We start from the raw sequence: 21573 nt of genomic DNA, 5'->3' as shown, positions 1-21573 counted from the left end.
CAACTACCCAGACCGAATCGGTCCCTACCTCAACCGATAAAGCAACAGCCCTCTTACACAAACAACTTGACAGGCTCGGTTCAAGGCCAGGGCCCGGGCCTGGCGGGAACGCCACCACCCCGAAAGCCTGGGAAAACGCCATGCCAGGAGTGTGGCGGACTGGCGGGTGGAGTACTGGCCGGACAATGACGGGATGGCCTGGGTCGCCGCGCTCCTGCCTGCGGACCAGGCCTCGGCAATCTGGAACCGGCTCACCGCCATTGCCCGCGGCAAGCAAGGCCCGTACGAAACCCGCAGCCTGCCCCAGCTTAAAGCCGACACCTTCACGGACGGACTCCTCAGCACCGGCACTACGGCCGGCAACACCGTCGACGAACCGGGTACCGGCGGCGACCGCGGGGCTGGCGATGAAATCAGCGCAAGCAGTGTCGGCAACGGTGCTGACAGTACCGGCGGCGACAACAGCGCGGGGGACGGCGAACCGGATGATCCCCGCCAAGGTAATGGAACCAGTTCCGGAACAGGTCCCGGTCCAGGATCACCGATCCGGGCGCAGGTGCTGGTCACCGTGCCGGCCTTCTCCCTCATGGGCCAAACCGATGAGCCGGCAATACTGGACGGGCACGGGCCGATCCCGCCCTCGATGGCCCGCAGGCTTGTCGCCGACGGTGCCGCCTCGTTCTACCGGGTCCTGGCGGACCCCCGGGACGGGGCGCCGCTGGAGATCGGCCGGACCAGCTACCGGGTCAGCAAAGCGATGCGGCAATGGCTGAGGCTGCGCGACGGCAAATGCCCCTTCCCCGGCTGCACCAACAGCTCCCTCGATAACGAGGCGGACCATATTCTCGCCTGGGCCAAGGGCGGGAGCACCGGGATACCGAACCTGGGACAACCCTGCCCGAAGCACCACAAACTCCGCCACACCAGCGGCTGGAAACCCACCCCGGCCAGCAAAACCGAACCACCCGGCTGGACCTCACCCACCGGCCGCCACTACAAAAGCGAACACCAGGACTGGGAACCACCCCGCTGGCCAGACTCCGCCGTGCCGGAAAACATCCGCGCCTTCGATGACCTCCTCGACCAATGGGACCCAACCGAAGACCTCCCGGGAGTACCGACACCGCCGGACGACCTTTCCCAAATCTGCCCTCCGCCGGACGAACCGCCTTTCCCCAAGGAACTCTTCCAAGACGAGATTCCCGAAGAGACCTTCGCGGACTGGATCCTGTCGCGAGACAACCCACTACCACGCCTGCTAACCCAACCCGGTAAGCCGGCTCCCTGGGGCTAGCGGGGTTAGGGGTTAGCGGGTTAGCGGGTAGCCGCCATCTGATCCGGATAAAAAAGAAGCACCCCGGCCTTATGACCAGGGTGCTTCAGATGGTGCCCTCGATAGGATTCGAACCTACGACCTTCTGCTCCGGAGGCAGACGCTCTATCCCCTGAGCTACGAGGGCAATCCGGGGTTCCTGCCGTTGCTGGCGGGACGTCCTAGAGCTTAGCAGTAAGGTGGCCCGCAAGGGAAAATCGGCCGTGCGCCGACGGGTTCATCAGGGTCGGCCGGCACCAGAAACGGTCCGGATGTCAGTACCCGGAGAAAGAATCCACCTGCACCCGCCGCGCCCCGGCCTGCCTTGCTGCGCGCCGCAAGGAAGCGACGCTGGCCGGTGAACCCGAAATGTAAACTTCGCGGTCGGCAACGTCCGGGACAGCGGTCTTGAGGGCATCCCCGTCCAGCCGTGATCCGTCCGGACGGAACGCGGTGATGTGCTGCGGCGGCTCCGATCCGTCTGCGATCCGGGCTACAACCCGAATGCCCGCGGCCTTGAGCTCGTCCGCATAGGCAACCTCATCGGCGGTCCTGGCAAGCAGCAGGAGGACAGCATCGCGGTCCCGCAGGCCGCCGGAGGAGAGATGCGAGAGGAACGGCGTGATGCCGATCCCGGCAGCGATCAGCAGCACCGGCTTCCGCGGATCGCGGGGCAGGACGAAGTCGCCGCCTACCGATGTGGCCGTCACCTCATCGCCCGGCTCCAAGGAAAGCAGGACCCGCTTGGCGGCGGACACGGGTTCGGCAGTCCGCACCCCGAACTTCACCACGCGGTCACCGGGGGAGCCGGTCAAACTGAACACCCGGCGTCGTCCTTTCCCGTCTGCCTTCGGATGCGGAAGGTCCAACTCCATGTACTGTCCCGGCAGGAAACGGACCGGACGGGAGGGCTCGAAGGAGAACTCGGTGGTGCTGGGCGTCAGCGGCCTCGTCCCGGTAAACCTCAACCGCACACCGCCTCTCTGGCCGGCCATAAAGGCGAGCAGATTGCCCAGCAGCAGCGCAGCCTCCGGTGAATTCGCCAGGAAGCCGAAGTTGTAGGGGACGGCAAACACCACGCCCACCACGGCGGCCAGCCCCAGTTGCTGCCACCTGCGCGGCGGCAGCGTCAGCGGCTCGGTGAGCATGAACCCTACAAAAAACAGCAGCGGCCGCTGGGCAAGAGCCTGCCACAGGGCCATTCCCGCCGTCATGCCGGCCTGCAGCAGTTCCTGGCTGATGATGGCGGTGGCCACCACCATGAAGACGGCGGCCATCAGGAGCTTCCGGGTGCGGTACAGGACCAGGAGGACGCCGGGGACCAGCAGCCACAGCATGGCAGGCGTCGCGGCCCACCACGTGGCGATGTTGAGGCCGGTGAGTCCGGCCGCGAAGGCGCCTGCGGCCGCTGGATTAAAGATATGGCGGCCGCGCCACGCCAGGGCGTACTTCGATGCCGATGCAAGCACGCAGGCCAACGCCACGCCTGCCACATCCATGGGCACGAAGGACGGCCAGAACAGGAAATACAGGAGCAGGCCGGTGATCAGCGAGGACTCTGAGTGGGGCCGCACATGGAACAGCGCCGCCAGTGCCCAGTTCGAGGCGTACGTCAGGCCAAGGCAAAGGACCAGGTGTCCGAGCATCTCGGGGATGCCGAACGTCAGCCAGCCAAGGGCGTCGAGCAGCAGGCTGTAGGCGGCAAGCGCCGCGAGGACCAGGAGGATCAGCCGGTACATGGTGAACCGGCCCAGTGCGGTATCCACGCGGCCGGCCAGGGAGGGGGCCGGCCCTGCTTTTGGAGTTTCAACAGGGCTCATGTGAACAGTGTCCCTTCAAAGTCGGCGGACCGGGCCGCGCTGCCATCGGAGAACACTGTGAGCCAGGAGAAATCGAAATGCTCCTGGAGCTGGTCTCCGGGGACAAAGAAAAGGGCGGTGGCCAAGGCATCGGCCAGCATCGCAGTGTCCGCGAGGGCCCACGTGGCGACGGCGGTCAGGACCGGTTCGCCAGTGGTCCCGTCCAGCACGTGGTGCAGTCCGTCCCCCCAGGCACGCCGGTTGGAAGCCGAGGCGCACAGGGCCCGGTCCGCCAGCGGAACGATCCCAATGGCCTGTGCAGGATTGTAGGGATGCTCCAACGCCACCTCGGTGGGCAGCGGCCCACACGCCAGCAGGTCGCCGCTGGCATCGATGATGAACGATTCCAGACCCTCGGCAAGCAGTTCATCCGCGAGCAGGTCAACCAGCAGGCCTTTGCCCGCCGCCCCAATGTCCAGCACCACCGGGGCGGAGGTGGTGATGGTGGTGCCTGCCCACTCAAGGACTTCGTCCCATGGAGGCGCCATCAACGGGGAGCCCGCGGGCTTGAGGGAGTAGCCGGCGTCGTACCCCAGCCGCTCAAGGGAAGCCCCGATCAGCGGAGTCATGGCACCGTCAGTGATGCCGTACAGCGTCCGGTACAAAGCGCCAAGCCCCACGGCCTCGTCCGGAAACTCATATCGTCCCGGCTTGCGGGCGAGGGCGCTGACGCGGGAATCGGAACGGAACCGGGACCACTGGGCGTCGAAACGCTCCACCCGGTCCATCAGGCGTGCCCTGACCGTCGCATCCAGGGGAACGGGCGTGGAGATTTCCCACTGCGTTCCGATCCCCTCGAACGCAAAGTCCTCCCAGTCCGCGTCTGGCACTGTCTACTGCGCCTCCTGCTTGATCTTTTCCACGGCCTGGTTGAAACCGCCGCTGGTAAGGGAAGAACCGGCAACCTTGGAGACCTTGAGTTCGTCGATGTTCTTGCCCACGATCTGCCCGGCTATGCCCCCTGCGAATTCACCCTGGAACTTGCGGGTGTTCGGATTGGAGGGGTGCTGGGTGATGTTCACGTCCGTGACGATGCCGTCGGCCAGGGAGAGTTCCACCCCCACCGTCTCCGTTCCGTTGGGGGAAACGTAGTTTCCATCAGCACTGTAGGTTCCGTCCTTGTAGGCGGAACCGCTGCTGGCCAGCGACGACGTCCCCGCGGACGGAGCGGCGGCAGAAGTCTCCGCGGCGCCCCCGGAGGCGGCAGGGGTGCTCTCGGTAGCGGAAGGCGCGCAGCCGGCCACGGTTCCAGCGAGGGACAGGCCGGCGATTCCGGCGAAAACACTCTTGCGGACTGACGGTCTCATCAAGGCTCTCATTTCGTTTAAGTGTTTGTGGCAGTTCTTACGCTGGTGTCAACGTCAAACCCAGCGTATTGGTTCACCTTGTAGCTGCCTTGGGTATTTCCTGTGGAATGGCTGCCGCCGCGGAGAATGTCCCAATTCTTTTGCTGTCACCCGCCCCCGGTAGGCTAGAGGGGTGACTCCCGAAGAACTCTCCCTCGCCATATCCGCCTGCCTGAAAGACGCCGTCGCCGCCGGCGAGATCGCCCTTTCAGCATCAGCAGTGCCTGACGAGGTACGCGTGGAGCGGCCCAAGAACCGCGACCACGGAGATTGGGCCACCAACATTGCCCTCCAGCTCGCCAAGCAGGCAGGCACCAATCCGCGAGAGTTCGCCACGGTCCTGAGCGCGCGTCTGAAGTCGATCGACGGCGTCTCCGCGGTGGATATTGCCGGTCCAGGCTTCCTGAACATCACCGTGGACGCCGCCGCCGCGGGCGCCCTCGCCAAAGTCATCGTCGAGGCCGGAAAGCAGTACGGAACCAACACGGCGCTCGTCGGGCACACCGTCAACATGGAGTTTGTCTCCGCCAATCCCACCGGCCCACTGCACATCGGACACACCCGCTGGGCTGCCCTGGGCGATTCCATTGCCCGCGTGCTGCGCGCCTCCGGTGCCGACGTCACGGCCGAGTACTACATCAACGACGCCGGTTCCCAGATGAACACCTTTGCCACCTCGGTGTACTCCCGCCTGCACGGCCTGCCCGTGCCCGACGGCGGCTACCCCGGACAGTACATCGCCGACCTTGGCCACGAGGTGCTGACGGCACACCCGGACATCCGCGAGCTCACCGAAGTTGCCGCGCTGCCGGTCATCCGCGCGGCCGCCTATGAAGCCCAGATGAAGGACATCAAGGCCACCCTGGCGGACTTCGGCGTCGAGTTTGACGTGTTCTTCTCCGAGCAGGAACTGCACGACGCCGGTGCCATCGAAAGTGCCGTTGCGCGCCTCCGCGAGCAGGGCCACGTGTTCGACGACGGCGGTGCGGTCTGGCTGCGGACCACGGACTTTGGTGACGACAAGGACCGCGTGATGATCCGCGCGAACGGCGAACCCACGTACTTCGCCGCCGATGCGGCCTACTACCTGTCCAAGAAGGACCGCGGCTTCACCGAAAAGATCTACCTGCTCGGCGCTGACCACCACGGGTACATCAACCGGCTCAAGGCCATCGCCGCCTGCGCCGGGGACGATCCCGAGGTGAATATCGAGGTGCTGATTGGCCAGCTCGTGTCCGTGAACGGCGCCAAGCTGTCCAAGCGGGCCGGCAACATCATCGAGCTCAAGGACCTGATCGACTGGCTGGGCAAGGACGCCGTCCGCTACTCGCTCGCGCGGTTCCCCGCAGATTCGCCGCTGACGCTGGACCCGGAGCTGCTGAAGAAGCACAGCAACGAGAACCCGGTGTTCTACGTGCAGTACGCCCACGCCCGCTCACGTGGCGCTGCCCGCAACGCCGTCGCGGCCGGGGTGGAGCGCCAGGTGGACGGCCAGGACAGCTTTGACGCCTCGCTGCTGGACCACGCCACCGAGAACGAGCTGCTCTCCTACCTGGGCAGCTACCCCTCCATCGTGGCCAAGGCCGCAGAACTGCGCGAACCGCACCGCGTGGCGCGGCACCTCGAGGCCATTGCCGGGGCCTACCACCGCTGGTACGACGCCTGCCGCATTGCCCCCATGGGCGACGAAGCGGTGACCGATGTGAACCGCACCCGGCTGTGGCTCAACGACGCCACCAGCCAGGTGCTGGCCAACGGCCTTGACCTGCTCGGCGTCTCAGCACCGGAACGGATGTGACGGCAATGTCTGTGCAGACCGGAAACACTGCATCCCCGCTGGCGCCTGAATGGCTGGCGGTTCCTGCTGACCTGAATGCCCTGCAGGAGCCCATGTGGGCGGGAAGCGTGCAGCGTAACGACGACGGCCAGCTCACCGTGGGCGGGACCACCGTCGCCGCCCTCAAGGAACAGTTCGGGACGCCCCTGTTCGTTATGGACGAGGCCGATTTCCGTACACGCGCCCGTGCCTTCAAGGATTCGTTCGACGCCGCCTTCGCGGACATCTGCGGCGGCGTGGACGTGTACTACGCAGGGAAGTCCTTCCTCTGCACGGCAGTTGTGAAGTGGGTGGAGGAGGAAGGGCTGCGCCTGGACACAGCCTCCGGCGGCGAACTGGCCGTGGCCGCCCGCGCCGGCATTGCGGGGGAGCGTGTGGCGCTGCACGGCAACAACAAGTCCGACGGCGAGATCAACCGTGCCCTGGACATGAAACTGGGCCGCATTGTGGTGGACAGCCTGTCCGAGCTGGTCCGCGTGGGCGGCATCGCCCAGGCCCGCGGCGAGCAGGCCAAGGTTATGCTGCGGCTTACACCCGGCGTCCATGCCCACACCCACGAGTTCATCGCCACCGCGCACGAGGACCAGAAGTTCGGCCTGTCCATGGCGGCAGACACCACGGAGCAGGCCGGGCTGTCCGCTGCCGAGGAGGCGGTGGCTGCTGCCGCCGCGCACCCCGGCATCGAGCTCCTGGGCCTGCACTGCCACATCGGCTCACAGATTTTCGAGCCGGACGGCTTCGCCATGGCCGCGGAGAAGCTGCTCCGCTTCCTCGCAGCGATGCAGGAAAAGTACTCCATCGTGATGCCGGAACTGGATCTCGGCGGCGGCTACGGCATCGCCTACACCCCGGTGGACACCCCCCGCCCCGCAGCCGACATTGCGCAGGCGATGGCCGCCGTCGTGCGTTCCACCTGCGCTGAGCTGGGCATTGACTCACCGCGGATCTCCATTGAACCCGGACGCGCCATCGTGGGCAGCACCACCTTCACGCTGTACGAGGTGGGCACGCTGAAGACGGTGCGCGTCGACGCTCCGGCCGCTTCCGGCGGACGTGAGGACGGCAACAACGTTACGTATCCGCGCCGGTATGTTTCGGTGGACGGCGGCATGAGCGACAACGCCCGGCCGGTGCTGTACGACGCGGATTATTCGGCCGTTTTGGCGTCCCGCACGTCTTCCGCCGCGCCGCAGCTGTCCCGCGTGGTGGGCAAACATTGCGAGAGCGGCGACATAGTTGTTAGAGATGTATATCTGCCCGAGGACGTGGCAGCCGGTGATCTGCTTGCTGTACCGGGGACCGGCGCCTACTGCTGGGCCCTGTCAAGCAACTACAACTATCTGGCCCGGCCGGGCGTTGTCGCGGTGCGCGACGGATCTGCCCGGCTGATTGTCCGCGGGGAAACCGAAGAAGATCTGCTGAACCGCGACATGGGAGCCTGAATGACGGAAATGCGAACCCTGAAAGTAGCCCTGCTGGGCTGTGGCAACGTTGGGGCCCAGGTTGCGCGGATTCTCATTGAGGATGCCGACGCCCTTGCCGCCCGTACCGGTGCCCGCCTGCAGCTCAGCGGGATTGCCGTGCGCAACGTCAACTCCCGCCGCGACGTGGAACTGCCCCAGGAACTGTTCACCACCGACGCCGAGACCCTGGTCAAGGACGCCGACCTGGTGATCGAGCTGATGGGCGGGATCGAGCCGGCCCGCACGCTGATTCTTTCCGCGCTGCGCAACGGCGCCTGCGTGGTCACGGGCAACAAGGCACTCCTCGCCCAGGACGGTCCCACCCTCTATGAAGAGGCGGACAAAGCCCACGTCCAGCTCTCCTACGAGGCGGCCGTGGCCGGAGCCATCCCCATCCTGCGCCCCATCCGCGACAGCCTCTCCGGTGACCGGATCACCCGCGTGCTGGGCATCGTCAACGGCACCACCAACTACATCCTGGACCAGATGGACTCCACCGGAGCCCAGTTCGCCGACGCCCTGGCCGAAGCCCAGCGCCTCGGCTACGCGGAAGCGGACCCCACTGCCGACATCGAAGGCCACGACGCAGCCGCAAAGGCCGCGATCCTTGCCTCGCTGTCGTTCCACACCCGGTTCGCCCTCGAGAACGTCCACTGCGAGGGCATCACCTCCGTCAGTGCTGCCGACATCGCCGCTGCCAAGGATGCCGGTTTTGTCATCAAGCTGCTGGCGATCGCGGAAAAGCTCGATAACGACGGCAGCGAAGGCGTTTCCGTCCGCGTCCATCCCACGCTCCTGCCGCGCGAGCACCCGCTGGCGGCCGTCCGCGGCGCCTTTAACGCCGTGTTCATCGAGGCTGAGAACGCCGGCGAGCTGATGTTCTACGGCCAGGGTGCCGGCGGAACACCTACGGCATCCGCCGTGCTGGGCGACCTCGTCTCGGCAGCCCGCCGCCTGGTGCTCGGCGGTCCCGGACGCACCGAAACCACCACGGGCCACGTTCCGGCCCTGCCCATCGACGCCGCCGTCACCAGCTATTACATCGGCCTCGACGTGGCTGATGAGCCGGGCGTCCTCGCCCGGATCGCCCAGCTCTTCGCCGAGCATGGCGTGTCCATCGAAATCATGCGGCAGACCATCCACCGCGACGCCGAGTCCAATGTTGAGTCGGCCGAACTGCGGATCGTCACCCACCGCGCATCAGAGGCTGCCCTTGCAGCCACCGTCGAGGCCGTGAAGGGCCTGGACGTCATCAATTCAGTTACATCCGTTCTGCGGGTAGAAGGAGTCTAAGTGGCTCACCAATGGCGCGGCGTCATCCGCGAATACGCTGACCGTCTGCCCGTGACGGAATCCACCCGGGTCATCACCCTGGGTGAGGGCGGCACCCCGCTGGTGCACGCGCAGAAGCTTTCCGAGCTCACGGGCTCGGAGGTCTACCTCAAGGTGGAGGGCATGAACCCCACCGGTTCTTTCAAGGACCGCGGCATGACCATGGCAATGACCGCCGCAGTGGCCTCCGGTGCCAAAGCCGTGGTGTGCGCTTCGACGGGCAACACTTCCGCCTCCGCTGCTGCCTATGCCACCGCTGCAGGCCTCAAGTGCGCCGTCCTGGTGCCTGAAGGCAAGATCTCCATGGGCAAGCTGAGCCAGGCCATCGCCCACGGCGCCACCCTGCTCCAGGTGGACGGCAACTTTGACAACTGCCTCGACATCGCACGGAAACTGGGGGAGTCCTACCCGGTGTTCCTGGTCAACTCCGTCAACCCGGCGCGCATCCAGGGGCAGAAGACCGGTGCCTTCGAGATCGTCGACGCCCTCGGTGACGCTCCGGACATCCACGTCCTGCCGGTAGGAAACGCCGGAAACATCACTGCCTACTGGAAGGGCTACAGGGAGTACTCGGCCCCGTTCGAGTCCGACACCGCCGGAACGCTGCCCGCTGTTGCCACCAGGACCCCCGCAATGTGGGGCTTCCAGGCAGCCGGGGCCGCGCCTTTCGTGGCCGGCCACCCCATCACGGAACCGGACACCATTGCCACCGCCATCCGTATCGGCAACCCTGCATCCTGGGACGGCGCCATCGCCGCCCGCGATGAGTCCGGCGGGTTCATCGACTCGGTAACCGACGAAGAGATCCTCAACGCCCACCGCTGGCTCTCCGCCCGCGAAGGCGTCTTTGTGGAGCCGGGATCTGCGGCAGGCGTTGCCGGGCTGCTCAAGAAGCACGCGGCCGGCGAGGTGCCGTCCGGCAAGACCATCGTCATCACGGTCACCGGCCACGGCCTGAAGGATCCCCAGTGGGCCCTGCGCACTGAGGACGGCAGCGATGTCCAGCCGGTCAAGGTTCCCAACGATGTTGTCACCGTTGCTGCTGAGCTGGGACTGGAAGAAAAATAGCCTTGGACACCACCTCGCAGGCCACCGTCGGCGTGCAGCTCATTGAAGCCGGACAACGCGTCACAGTCCGCGTTCCGGCCACCACCGCCAACCTGGGCCCAGGCTACGACAGCCTGGGCCTGGCCCTGGCGCTGTACGACACCCTGACGGTGGAGAGCCTCGAATCCGGGGAACTGCTGTTCGACCTCACGGGCGAGGGCGCGGAAACGCTGCCCCGCGACGCCAGCCACCTGGTCATCAGGGCCATGGAGGCCGCTTTCGAGCGGCTCGGCTTCCGGCACGGCGGCCTCAAGGTGACCGCGGAAAATGTTGTTCCCCACGGCCGCGGCCTGGGTTCGTCCGCATCAGCTGTGGTGGCGGCCATTTCGGCAGCAAACGCCCTGGTGCCGGAGGCAAACCGCCGCGGGGAGGACTGGATCCTCCAGCTCAGCAGCGAACTTGAAGGACATCCGGACAACGTGGCACCCGCTATTTTCGGCGGACTGGCGCTGTCCTGGCAGGACAGTGACCAGTACAGCAGCACCAGTGCGACCGTGTCCGGCACTGTGGTTCCGGTTGTGGCCGTTCCGGATTTCGAGCTGTCCACGGAAACCGCGCGGGCGCTGCTTCCGGCATCCGTGGGGCACCACGCGGCGGCCATGAACGCCGGGCGCGCCGCGCTTTTGATCCACGCGCTCACCACAAAACCCGAATTCCTGCTCGCGGGTACCGAGGATTACCTCCACCAGAGCTACCGGGCAGAAGCCATGCGCCCCAGTGCCGCGCTGATTGCGGCACTCCGCGCGGCGGGTCATGCAGCTGTGGTCTCCGGTGCGGGTCCCACCGTGCTGGTCCTGGCTGACGGCGAAGCTGAAGCGGCCGCCGTCGTCGCTTTCATCGAGGAGTTCGCCGCAGCGAACACGCCGGACACGGGATGGCGCGTACTGAAGCTCGCAGTGGACGTTGAAGGTGCTAAGGTGGAGTTGCACCGGCGGTAATTGACGCCTATCTGATCTGCTTATGCACTTAGTTGCACCTGGTCTCCTACTGCCCAATCTATTCCGGTGCCACCTGCTTGGTCTGTCGCAGGAATCTGCAGCATTTAAAACTGCCCCTGAAGCGTCAGTCCGCAGTTCCACCTTGGGCGGAGCGCAGTGTGAATCAGTACCGGCCCTGCTGGCCGATATCCAACCGGCAAGGCCGACAAATCCCGGCTGCAGATCTGAACTGCAGCCCAGATCAAATCATCGCGTCCAGCTCCTCGTCTGGACGCCGTCGAGGGGGAAGGATCCTTCGTGACCGAAACCACTGAGCTGTCGCCAGCTGTGGAACTATCATCTTCTGCTGCCGAATCACCGGCAGCACCCGCCAAGAGCAGCGGCCTTGCCGGCCTGAAGCTCGCCCAGCTGCAGGCACTCGCCAGCCAGCTCGGTATTTCCGGCGGATCCCGGATGCGCAAGGGGGACCTGGTTTCCGCCATCTCCGCCCACCGCGCCGGAACTCCCATCACCAAGGCCCCGGCCAAGGCAACCGCCAAAGCCGTTGACAGGGCATCCGCACCGGCAGCCATTGCTGAGACTGCTCCCGCAGCCTCCGCTCCGGCCGCAGCGGAAACCGCGGAAGCCCCGGCCGAAGGCACCCGTGCCCGTGGCCGCGGCCGCAGCCGCCGTGCAGTAAGCGACGGCGTTGTGGCACCGGCAGCTGCTGAAGCCGCCGCCGCTGAGCCCGCTGCCGCTCCCGTCGAGGCACCCGCCGCCGCGGAAGCTCCCGAAGCCACGGAAGCAGGCGCCGAACGCCGCCAGCCCCGCACCCGCAACCGCCGCCGCGGCGAAGCTGCCGCAGCAGCACCGCAGGCTGCGGAAGCCGTTGAAGCACCTGCGGAGCCGGCAGTAGCCGAGCAGGGCACTGCTGAACCCCGCACTGCTGAAACGCGCGCCACCGAGCAGCGCACTGCCGACCGCACCGAGACCGAAGAAGCGGGCCAGCGCACCGACCGCCGCGAAGGCGGCCGCGGCCGTGGCCGCGACACCGGCGACAGCGGCCGGGACAACGCCGGCAGCCGCGAGGCCGGCCAGCGTGAAAGCACCCGCCGCGACGACAACCGCGACAGCGACGACGCCGACGGCGGCAGCCGCCGCAACCGCCGCAACCGGCGCGACCGCAACGACCGCAATGACCGGAACGACCGCTCCGGCGGGCAGGACCGCGACAACTCCCGCAATGACCGCTTCCGCGACCGCAACGACCGCCGCCGCGGACGCGCCCAGGGACCCGACGTCGACGACGTCGAAATCACCGAAGACGACGTCCTGCTGCCCGTTGCCGGCATCCTTGACGTCCTGGAGAACTACGCGTTCATCCGGACCTCCGGCTACCTGCCCGGCCCCAACGACGTCTACGTCTCCCTGGCCCAGGTCAAGAAGTACAACTTGCGCAAGGGCGACGCCGTGGTGGGCGCCATCCGCGCCCCGCGTGACGGCGAAGACCGCAGCCAGCAGTCCGCCCGCCAGAAGTTCAACGCCCTGGTCCGCGTCACCTCGGTCAACGGCAAGACCTCCGAAGAGCTCAAGGACCGCGTCGAGTTCGCGAAGCTGGTCCCGCTGTACCCCTCTGAGCGCCTGCGCCTGGAAACAGATCCGAAGAAGATCGGCCCCCGCGTCATCGACCTCGTTGCCCCCATCGGCAAGGGCCAGCGCGGCCTGATCGTCTCCCCGCCCAAGGCCGGCAAGACGCTCATCCTGCAGTCCATCGCCAACGCGATCACCACCAACAACCCTGAGGTCCACCTCATGATGGTGCTCGTTGACGAACGTCCCGAAGAAGTCACGGACATGCAGCGCACCGTCAAGGGCGAGGTCATTGCCTCCACCTTCGACCGTCCCGCCGACGACCACACCACCGTGGCCGAGCTCTCCATCGAACGCGCCAAGCGCCTCGTGGAAATGGGCATGGACGTGGTGGTCCTGCTGGACTCCATGACCCGCCTGGGCCGCGCTTACAACCTGGCAGCACCGGCCTCCGGCCGCATCCTGTCCGGTGGTGTGGACTCCGCCGCGCTGTACCCGCCCAAGCGGTTCTTCGGTGCAGCCCGCAACATCGAGAACGGCGGCTCGCTGACCATCCTGGCAACGGCACTCGTGGAGACCGGTTCCAAGATGGACGAGGTCATCTTCGAAGAGTTCAAGGGCACCGGCAACATGGAGCTCCGCCTGTCCCGCCAGCTGGCGGACAAGCGCATCTTCCCGGCCGTGGACGTCAACGCGTCCGGCACCCGCCGCGAGGAGAACCTGCTCTCGCCCGAGGAAGTCAAGATCATGTGGAAGCTGCGCCGCGTCCTCTCCGGACTCGAAACCCAGCAGAGCCTTGAACTGCTGACCAACAAGATCCGGGAAACCCAGAGCAACGTTGAGTTCCTGATGCAGGTTCAGAAGACAACGCTTGGTGCGAAGTCCGATAACGACAAGTAGCTGAGTTAGGGGCGGGCGCTGGTGCGTTCGTGCGGTGGGTGCCGCGCGGATGTTCCGCCCCGCCCCTTCGTCGTTCAGAAGCTGAACGCCCCCTCAGCCTGGCCGCCCCATCCGCGGCGCCTTCTGGCAACGCGGAGTCAGATATGGCCCATCCTTGCGGGTTGTGAGGGCTGTAAGTGACCCCGCGTTGCAGTTACTAGACTTGTACAAGTCGAAAGAGGTTTTGAAAAATGTTTGAGTCCGTACAGGGCCTGCTTGATGAGCATGATGCTATCCAGGCGCAGCTGGGGGATCCTGCTGTTTATGCTGATCAGCGGCTTGCGCGCAAGCTGGGGCGGCGGTCGGCTCAGCTTAATGGCATTGTTGAGGCCTACCACAAGTGGGAAGGCATCCGGGACGATCTTGCTGCCGCCAAGGAGATGGCTGACGAGGATCCTGAGTTCGCTGCCGAGGTTCCTGAACTGGAGGAGGCGCTGGAGGTTGCTGCGGCCAAACTGCGCCGCCTGCTCATCCCGCGCGATCCTGACGATGCCCGCAACGTGATCCTTGAGGTAAAGGGCGGTGAAGGCGGCGACGAAGCTGCACTTTTCGCCGGCGACCTCCTGCGCATGTACACGCGCTACGCCGAATCCCGTGGCTGGAAGACCGAAATCATCTCCGCCACGGAGTCGGACCTTGGCGGTTACAAAGACGTCCAGGTTGCCGTGAAGGGCAGTTCGAACGATCCCGCCGAGGGCGTTTACGCGCGGCTGAAGTTCGAAGGCGGCGTGCACCGGGTGCAGCGCGTTCCCGTCACGGAATCCCAGGGCCGCATCCACACCTCGGCGGCCGGCGTGCTGGTCCTGCCCGAAGTGGACGAGCCGGAAGAGCTCGAAATCAACCAGAACGACCTCAAGATCGACGTCTACCGTTCCTCCGGCCCCGGCGGCCAGTCCGTGAACACTACCGACTCCGCCGTGCGCATCACCCACCTCCCCACGGGCATTGTGGTGGCCATGCAGAACGAAAAGTCGCAGCTGCAGAACCGTGAAGCCGGCATGCGCGTCCTGCGTGCGCGCATCCTTGCCCACCAGCAGGAGCAGATCGACGCCGAAAACTCGGCCCAGCGGAAGTCCCAGATCCGCACCATGGACCGCTCGGAGCGCATCCGCACGTACAACTACCCGGAAAACCGCATCGCGGACCACCGCACCGGCTACAAGGCGTACAACCTTGACCAAGTGATGAACGGCGACCTTGAGCCGGTCATCCAGTCCGCCATCGAGATGGACGAACAGGCGCGCCTGGACGCCATTGGCGACTAGTTCCGTCCGGCGGACATTCAGGACACGACATTCAGGACATGACATTCGGGCCAGGCCAGTCGCTCGCTGACGCCGTTACCGCGGCCACCGCCATCCTGCGGGATGCCGGTGTGCCCAGTCCGCGCGTGGACGCGGAACTGCTCGCCGACCACCTGCTCAACGTCGGGCTGGGCCGGCTTCGCGCCATGATGCTCGGTGATACGCCGGCGCCGGAAGGCTACGAAGCCCTCGTGGCCGAACGGGCCAGCCGGATTCCGCTGCAGCACATCACCGGCGTGGCGCACTTCCGCTACCTCGAGCTGGCCGTGGGACCCGGCGTATTCATTCCCCGTCCCGAGACCGAATCCGTGGTCCAGCTGGTCATTGACCACGTCAAGGACATCGGGGAGCCGCGGATTGTCGACCTGGGCACGGGATCCGGCGCCATCGCCGGCTCGATCGCCCACGAAGTGCCCGGCGCCGAAGTGCACGCCGTGGAATTCAGTCCCTTCGCCCACGCCTGGGCGGCAAAGAACCTCGCACCATTGGGCGTCCACCTCGTCCTGGGGGACCTGCGCAACGCGCTGCAGGAGCTGAACGGAACGGTCGACGTCGTGGTTTCCAACCCGCCGTACATCCCGTCGGAAGCCATCCCCAACGAGCCCGAAGTAGCCCTGCACGACCCTCCCGAAGCGCTGTACGGCGGGGGAGTGGACGGCATGGAGCTTCCGACGGCGGCAGCCGCCTCGGCTGCCCGGCTGCTGGTACCCGGCGGCTACTTCGTGATGGAGCACGCGGAAGTGCAGGCAGAGTGGATCGCGGCGATGCTGGGCAGGTCAGGATCCTGGACCAGGATCAGCACGCACCGGGACCTGAACGGCAAGGAGCGCGCCACCAGCGCCGTGCTCGCGGACCAGACCATACGCAATGAAAGAATGGGCCAGTGACCACAACCTATAACTGCACCAGTGATGACGAGCGGGCACGGGGCCTGGAGCACGCCCAGCGTGCCATCAGCGAAAAGAAGTGCGTTGTGCTCCCCACGGACACGGTTTACGGGATCGGTGCCGACGCCTTCTCACCGCAGGCCGTCACCATGCTGCTGGTATCGAAGGGGCGCAGCCGCACCATGCCTCCTCCGGTGCTGATTCCCCGCATCAACGCCCTCGACGGGCTCGCCACCGACGTCTCCGCTGACGCCCGCAAGCTCGCCGAAGCCTTCTGGCCCGGCGGATTGACGCTGATCCTGCACGCCCAGCCGTCACTGGACTGGGATCTCGGCGAAACCAAGGGGACCGTGGCCCTGCGCATGCCCGCCGACGAAATCGCCCTGGAACTGCTGACACTGACCGGCCCGCTTGCCGTTTCCTCCGCCAACCGCACCGGCCAGGCCCCGGGACAGACCGCTGCCGCCGCCCGTGAGCAGCTTGCGGAGTCCGTTGAGGTCTACCTTGAAGGCGGCTTCCGGCCGCTTGAGGGCGAGGCTGCCGTACCCTCCACCATCGTGGACGCCACCGGACCCCTGCTGCGCGTGGTCCGCAACGGAGCGGTGAGCCTGGATAAGCTCCGGGAACACGTTCCGGGTGTCCTGGGACTGGGCGAGATTCCCATGGCAGAAGAAGAACCTGAGGCATTCGGCGCACCGGAGGCTTCAGCGGCCCCTGACACAGCAGCGGCCCCTGAGGCTGCGGAAGCGCACAGCCCGGCCGGCAGCAGTGCCGTCAGCACCACCGACAACCAGGCGGGGAACTGACATGCAGGCCAAAGTTGCCGTCGCAGCCGTTACCTTTGACCGCCACGAGGAGCTTGCCCTGCTCCTGAAGGGCCTGGCGGAGCAGACTGCGCCGATCCACTCGATCGCCCTGGTGGACTCCGGCACCGTTCCGGCCACCGACGTGGTCAACGCCGGGGGAGCGCAGAACATCAACTACCTGCGCTCCGAAGCCAACCTCGGCGGCGCCGGTGGTTTTGCGTACGCCATCCTGGCGGCCATGGCCAGCGGGGCAGAGTGGATCTGGATGATGGACGATGACGGCCACCCCGAAGACGCCAGCTGCCTGGCCGAGCTGCTCCGCACGGCCGAGGAGCACCAGCTGGACATCATCAGCCCCCTGGTAGCGGCCACGGCGGACCCCAACCGGCTGTCCTTCAACTTCCGCATCAACGGACTGCTCACCAACGACCGTTCACGGCTGGCGCCGATGGGGTACCTTCCGGACATGGTGCACTTCTTCAACGGTGCACTGATCCGGACCGAGGTTTTCTACCGGATCGGGATTCCCGATGTGAAGTTCTTCATCCGCGGCGACGAGGTCGACTTCCTGTCACGCGTGAAAAAGGCCGGGCTCAAGTACGGCACGCTCGCTACCGTGGCTGTGCAGCACCCCGCCACCTGGACCGAGATGAAACCGGTGTTCGGCGGGTTCATCACCCCCGTCATTCCCGAGGGTGAGTTCAAGCGCTACTGCTATTTCCGCAACCGCGGCTACCTGACCCGCAAATACCGGAACCTGCGGTGGTTCAGTGCGGACATCGTGGGCTTCCCCTATTACTTCCTGAAGACCGGGGACCTCAAGGGCCTGGCGCACTGGTTCAGGGCCTATTCCACCGGCTTCCGCGGCAAGGGCTTCGGTTCGCCCGCGGAACTGATGTCCGCCAACAGCTAGGCCGCCGTGGAGAACCTGTACGCCGTCGTCGTCACTTACAACCGCGCCGATTTCCTGCAGAACTTGCTCGAATCCTTTGCCCGGCTGGACACCGCACCGGCACGGATCCTTGTGGTGGACAACGCCAGCAGCGACCATACGCCGGACATCGTCGCCCAGGCCACCACCGCCGGGCTGCCCATCCAGTACGAACGGCTGGACCGGAACGTCGGCGGTGCGGGCGGGTTCTCGCGCGGCGTTGAACTGGCGCTGGAATCCGACGCCGAATGGCTGTGGCTGATGGACGACGACGTCGAAGTGCTTCCCGGCGCAGTGGACGCCCTGGCGAAATTCACGCCGGATTACTCCTGCATGATCGGCCGCCGGTACGACGCCAACGGCAAGCCGTTCTTCTGGCAGCACCACTTTGTCGAGGCACTGGGCATTTTCCTGCCCGTCTCCCGCGACGTGTTCCGGCATTCGGAGGTGTTCCGGACCAACGTGGGAAACTTCGAAGGCATGCTCATCAACGCCTCCGTGGCCCGCAGCATTGGTCTGCCGGACCCGCGGTTCTTCATCACCTGGGACGACCTCATCTACGGCTGGCTCGCCGCGCAGGAAACCCCCGTGGTGTACGTGAACGCCTTTGTCATCAAGAAAGTCCGCGCCCAGCGGCAAGTGGACCTGGGACTGCGCCACCTCAATGATTCGTCCGACCTCAGCCGACGCTACGTGATGCGCAACCGGGGGCACGTGGCGCATTACCTGCGGGCCCGCGGCAAGTTCAACCCGGCCGGGTTCGCAGTGGGTACCGCACTGACCTTCCTGAAGGAACTTGTCCGGCTGGTCCTCGTTGAGCGGACCCTAAGAGGGGCCGGTGCGCTCTGGCGGGGATGGCGTGAATCGCGGACTATTCTTGCCGACGCCGGCTGGAAACCCATGCCGCCGCTGCCGGCGTATCCGGGCAGCGGAACCCGAAGCGATTAGTATCGTTCTAAGCCCCGACGCCGTCCGACAGTTTTGCGGCGGGGTATTTTGAAACAGGCGCCTGGCCGCCGTGGTAGTGGAAGTCGGTTGCATCTTTCGTTGAGTACACAATCAGAAACGCGCGCATCTGCCGCAGTACGGGACGAGAAGCCCGCCCTCTGGATCTGGATCCAGCTCTTCCTCGATTCGATGTCGTGGGTGGTGGCGATCGGCCTGGCGCTGCTGCTGCGCTACGAGATGGGCATCCGGGTTGAACAGCTCGCCGGAGCGTGCCTCATCGCCGCCATCGCCGTGGTGGCACAGATGCTGGCCGGTTACTCCCTTGCCCTGTACCGGGGCAGGTACCCCTTCGGCAGCTTCCAGGAGGCCAGGGCGCTCGTTTTCGTCACCGTCATTGTGGCCGCCACCATCACGGCCAGCCTGCTGGTGCTGTATGCGGAGATTAACATCGGCCGCAGTGTTGGTTTGATCGCCTTCCCCTTTGCCTGCCTCTTCATGTGCGCGGCCCGGTACGCCAAACGGCTCTACGTCGAGGGCAAGACCCGGCCCGGGGACGGGGCACAAAACACCCTGGTCTATGGTGCCGGCTTCCTCGGCAACTCCCTGGTGACCCGGATGCTGCAGGATCCGGATTCCCCGTACTTTCCTGTAGGCCTGGTGGACGACGACCCCGCCAAGAAGCATCTGCGGCTCTCCGGCGTCCAGGTCCAGGGCCGCGGCGACGACCTGCCGGCGATTATCCGCCGCACCCGCGCCAAAGTGCTGGTCCTTGCGTTCGCCAACGTGGAGGCCGCCGTGGTCCGCCGGATCTCGGACGCTGTTGCCGGCCTGAACGTGCGCGTACTGGTGCTGCCCCCGTTGCGGGACATGCTGGGCACGGGCGCGCCCGCCGGTTTTTCCGACTTCCGCGACGTCGCGGTGGAGGACCTGATCGGCCGCCGGCCCGTGGACATCGAGGTTGACGAAATTGCCGGGTACATCAAAGGCAAGCGGGTGCTGGTCACCGGAGCCGGAGGTTCCATCGGCTCGGAGCTCTGCCGGCAGATCGTGCAGTTCGACCCTGCGGAACTGATCATGCTGGACCACGACGAGACGGGCCTGCAGCAGACCCAGATCTCCATCACCGGCCACGGCCTGCTGGCAGGCCGCGACACCGTGCTGGCGAACATCCGCGACGGCGAAGCGCTGCAGGACATCTTCGAGGACCGGCAGCCGGAAGTGGTGTTCCACGCCGCCGCACTCAAGCACGCCCCGCTGCTGCAGCAGTACCCGGTGGAAGCCTGGAAAACGAACGTCTGCGGCACCCTGAACGTCCTTCGAGCCGCGCGGCGCGCCGGAGTCTCGCACTTCGTGAACATTTCCACCGACAAGGCAGCCAACCCCACCACCGCCCTTGGCCACTCCAAGCGCGTCGCGGAGAAACTGACCGCCTGGATGGCCGGCCAGACCGGCCGCAAGTACGTCTCCGTCCGCTTCGGCAACGTGATGGGCAGCCGCGGATCGATGCTGCCGCTCTTCACCGAACAGATCCGCGTTGGCGGTCCCGTGACGGTCACTGACCCCGACGTGACGCGTTTCTTTATGACCATCCCCGAAGCCTGCCAGCTGGTGATCCAGGCAGGTGCGATCGGCACCGGGGGAGACGTATTGATCCTGGACATGGGCGAACCGGTCCGGATCCTCGACGTGGCCCAGCGGATGATTGCGATGTCCGGCAAGGACGTCGAGATCATCTACACCGGCCTGAGGCCGGGGGAGAAGCTGCACGAGGAGCTGGTGGGCACCGGTGAACTGGACAAGCGCCCGCTGCATCCGAAGATTTCACACACCAGGGCCATGGAACAGGACCCGGACAAGCTTGACCTCGACGTCTGGCTGGCCCGGTGCGAGGCGGAGCAGGGCGCCAGCATCGCCGCCATTCCCGACGACGAGGCCAACGACACCGGCGACATCCGGGTGGCGTCGTGACGCCGTTGATCCTGGTGGCCGCCATCACACTGGCGGCCGGCCTGCTGCTGCCCTTCGCCGTGAAGCCGCTGCTGGTCCGGATGGGCGTGGTTGATGTTCCGTCCGCCCGTTCCTCGCACGTCATAGTGACCATCCGCGGCATGGGTGTGGCCACGGCCCTGGCCACAGCTATCGGATACGCCGCGGCGGTGCTGCTGGGCGTCGTGACCGTGGACCGCTCCGTATCAGCCGCCGTGCTTGCCATCATCGCCGCCTGCGCCGCTGTGGGCTGGGTCGAGGACCTGCGCGGCATGTCGATCCGCGGCCGCGCCGCCGCCCAGCTCGGCATCGGGGCTGCCGGCTCCGCGGTGCTCATCGTCCTCACCGGACAGTCATTCTGGTGGCTGCCCCTGGCTGCCGTGGCGGTCGCGGCCTACGTGAACATCGCCAACTTCATGGACGGCGTCAACGGCATCTCCGGCCTGCACGGGGTGACTGCCGGGGTGGCCTACGCCGCGGCCGGCCTACTGTCCGAACAGCCCTGGCTGACCGCCGGCGGTGCCGTGCTGGCCATGTCCTTCCTCGGATTCCTCCCCTGGAACCTTGGCCGCGGTTCAGTTTTCCTGGGCGACGTCGGCAGCTACCTGCTGGGTGCGTCGGTGGCGGCCCTCGCCGTGGCCGGCTTCCTCAGCGGCGTCTACGTCGAGTACGTCCTCTCACCGATCCTGGTCTACGCCGCGGACACCGGCTACACGCTGCTCCGCCGGATCAAGGCAGGGGAGCGGTGGTACGCGTCGCACCGGGAACATGTCTACCAGCGGCTCACGGACGTGGGATTCTCACACCTCCAGTCAGCCGCCACCGTCACAGTGTGCACCGCTGCCGTGATCATCCTCGGGTTCGTTGCCGCAACGGCCCAGCTTCCGATTGTTGCGCTGTGCGTCGCCGCCAGCGTGCTGGTGCTCGCTGTTTACCTGGCCAGCCCTGACCTGATCCGCCGCTACCGGCGCCCGTCCAAGGTCACGCGCCTGCCGGTGACCTGAGCGGT

At 66.1% G+C, this 21573-nt stretch carries 16 protein-coding genes, 1 tRNA gene and 1 pseudogene; 14 read left to right on the top strand and 4 right to left on the bottom strand.

Translation table 11 applies throughout. From position 1 onward, the window contains the following. Positions 1-76 precede the first annotated feature (76 nt). Positions 77-1294: pseudogene (locus tag AC3A4Z_RS11285) on the top strand (HNH endonuclease signature motif containing protein); the annotation flags it as partial. Between the two features lie 90 nt (positions 1295-1384). On the opposite strand, the gene AC3A4Z_RS11280 reads toward AC3A4Z_RS11285, so the two are convergent. The 4 genes from AC3A4Z_RS11280 to AC3A4Z_RS11265 all read right to left on the bottom strand — a co-directional run bounded on the left by AC3A4Z_RS11280 (position 1385) and on the right by AC3A4Z_RS11265 (position 4478). Continuing rightward, positions 1385-1460: transfer RNA gene (locus tag AC3A4Z_RS11280), tRNA-Arg, on the bottom strand. Positions 1461-1587: 127 nt separating this feature from the next. Further along, on the bottom strand, positions 1588-3132 hold the full coding sequence (locus tag AC3A4Z_RS11275; RefSeq protein ID WP_498711616.1) for a ferredoxin--NADP reductase: 1545 nt from the start codon (positions 3130-3132) through the stop codon (positions 1588-1590). Beyond that, positions 3129-4001, bottom strand: coding sequence for an FAD:protein FMN transferase (locus AC3A4Z_RS11270; RefSeq protein ID WP_498711615.1), 873 nt, complete (start codon positions 3999-4001; stop codon positions 3129-3131). The genes AC3A4Z_RS11275 and AC3A4Z_RS11270 overlap by 4 nt, the downstream gene beginning before the upstream one ends. Before the next feature lie 3 nt (positions 4002-4004). Next, positions 4005-4478 carry an FMN-binding protein gene (locus tag AC3A4Z_RS11265; RefSeq protein ID WP_493970082.1) on the bottom strand — a complete coding sequence of 158 codons (474 nt, stop codon included), beginning with the start codon at positions 4476-4478 and terminating at the stop codon, positions 4005-4007. Between the two features lie 172 nt (positions 4479-4650). Here AC3A4Z_RS11265 and argS point away from each other — a divergent pair, with 172 nt between their 5' ends. The 13 genes from argS (at position 4651) to AC3A4Z_RS11200 (ending at position 21568) form a co-directional block, all read left to right on the top strand. Next, entirely contained in the window at positions 4651-6315 is a 1665-nt protein-coding gene (argS, locus tag AC3A4Z_RS11260) for an arginine--tRNA ligase (protein WP_493970083.1), read from the top strand. Positions 6316-6320: 5 nt separating this feature from the next. Continuing rightward, entirely contained in the window at positions 6321-7796 is a 1476-nt protein-coding gene (lysA, locus tag AC3A4Z_RS11255) for a diaminopimelate decarboxylase (protein WP_498711614.1), read from the top strand. After that, positions 7797-9110: a homoserine dehydrogenase gene (locus tag AC3A4Z_RS11250; RefSeq protein WP_498711613.1), complete on the top strand. Its 1314-nt coding sequence runs from the start codon at positions 7797-7799 to the stop codon at positions 9108-9110. Further along, positions 9111-10217: a threonine synthase gene (thrC, locus tag AC3A4Z_RS11245; RefSeq protein ID WP_498711612.1), complete on the top strand. Its 1107-nt coding sequence runs from the start codon at positions 9111-9113 to the stop codon at positions 10215-10217. 2 nt (positions 10218-10219) lie between these two features. After that, the gene (thrB, locus tag AC3A4Z_RS11240; protein ID WP_498711611.1) at positions 10220-11194 is read left to right on the top strand and encodes a homoserine kinase; all 975 of its coding nucleotides are present in this window, start codon (positions 10220-10222) and stop codon (positions 11192-11194) included. A gap of 297 nt (positions 11195-11491) precedes the next feature. After that, a complete protein-coding gene (gene rho, locus AC3A4Z_RS11235; RefSeq protein ID WP_498711610.1) occupies positions 11492-13663 on the top strand; it encodes a transcription termination factor Rho in 2172 nt (723 codons plus the stop codon). 230 nt (positions 13664-13893) lie between these two features. Next, complete coding sequence (prfA, locus tag AC3A4Z_RS11230; protein ID WP_050054620.1) at positions 13894-14967, top strand: peptide chain release factor 1; 1074 nt, start codon at positions 13894-13896, stop codon at positions 14965-14967. Between the two features lie 38 nt (positions 14968-15005). Then, positions 15006-15893 carry a peptide chain release factor N(5)-glutamine methyltransferase gene (gene prmC, locus AC3A4Z_RS11225; protein WP_498711609.1) on the top strand — a complete coding sequence of 296 codons (888 nt, stop codon included), beginning with the start codon at positions 15006-15008 and terminating at the stop codon, positions 15891-15893. Further along, positions 15890-16699, top strand: a complete 810-nt coding sequence (locus tag AC3A4Z_RS11220) for an L-threonylcarbamoyladenylate synthase (RefSeq protein ID WP_498711608.1) — start codon at positions 15890-15892, stop codon at positions 16697-16699. The genes prmC and AC3A4Z_RS11220 overlap by 4 nt, the downstream gene beginning before the upstream one ends. A gap of 1 nt (position 16700) precedes the next feature. Next, the gene (locus AC3A4Z_RS11215) at positions 16701-17612 is read left to right on the top strand and encodes a glycosyltransferase (RefSeq protein ID WP_498711606.1); all 912 of its coding nucleotides are present in this window, start codon (positions 16701-16703) and stop codon (positions 17610-17612) included. A 6-nt stretch (positions 17613-17618) separates the two neighbouring features. Then, complete coding sequence (locus AC3A4Z_RS11210) at positions 17619-18578, top strand: glycosyltransferase (RefSeq protein ID WP_498711605.1); 960 nt, start codon at positions 17619-17621, stop codon at positions 18576-18578. Positions 18579-18677: 99 nt separating this feature from the next. Continuing rightward, positions 18678-20546 (top strand): polysaccharide biosynthesis protein, encoded by a 1869-nt coding sequence (locus AC3A4Z_RS11205; RefSeq protein WP_455834749.1) that lies wholly within the window; start codon positions 18678-18680, stop codon positions 20544-20546. Further along, positions 20543-21568, top strand: coding sequence for an MraY family glycosyltransferase (locus AC3A4Z_RS11200; protein WP_498711604.1), 1026 nt, complete (start codon positions 20543-20545; stop codon positions 21566-21568). Before AC3A4Z_RS11205 ends, AC3A4Z_RS11200 begins: the two co-directional genes overlap by 4 nt. The last annotated feature ends 5 nt before the right edge of the window (positions 21569-21573 follow it).

Source organism: Arthrobacter sp. Soil_C_49, from assembly GCF_057656635.1.
Note: the sequence above shows the minus strand (reverse complement) of the source record. Positions and strands in the feature narration are given on the sequence as shown.

Excerpts from the sequence above, each read along its gene's own strand:
- prmC (WP_498711609.1), top strand. The coding sequence starts at position 15,006 with ATGACATTCGGGCCAGGCCAGTCGCTCGCTGACGCCGTTACCGCGGCC.
- AC3A4Z_RS11215 (WP_498711606.1), top strand. The coding sequence starts at position 16,701 with ATGCAGGCCAAAGTTGCCGTCGCAGCCGTTACCTTTGACCGCCACGAG.
- AC3A4Z_RS11265 (WP_493970082.1), bottom strand. The coding sequence starts at position 4,478 with ATGAGACCGTCAGTCCGCAAGAGTGTTTTCGCCGGAATCGCCGGCCTG.
- lysA (WP_498711614.1), top strand. The coding sequence starts at position 6,321 with ATGTCTGTGCAGACCGGAAACACTGCATCCCCGCTGGCGCCTGAATGG.
- prfA (WP_050054620.1), top strand. The coding sequence starts at position 13,894 with ATGTTTGAGTCCGTACAGGGCCTGCTTGATGAGCATGATGCTATCCAG.
- AC3A4Z_RS11250 (WP_498711613.1), top strand. The coding sequence starts at position 7,797 with ATGACGGAAATGCGAACCCTGAAAGTAGCCCTGCTGGGCTGTGGCAAC.
- AC3A4Z_RS11275 (WP_498711616.1), bottom strand. The coding sequence starts at position 3,132 with ATGAGCCCTGTTGAAACTCCAAAAGCAGGGCCGGCCCCCTCCCTGGCC.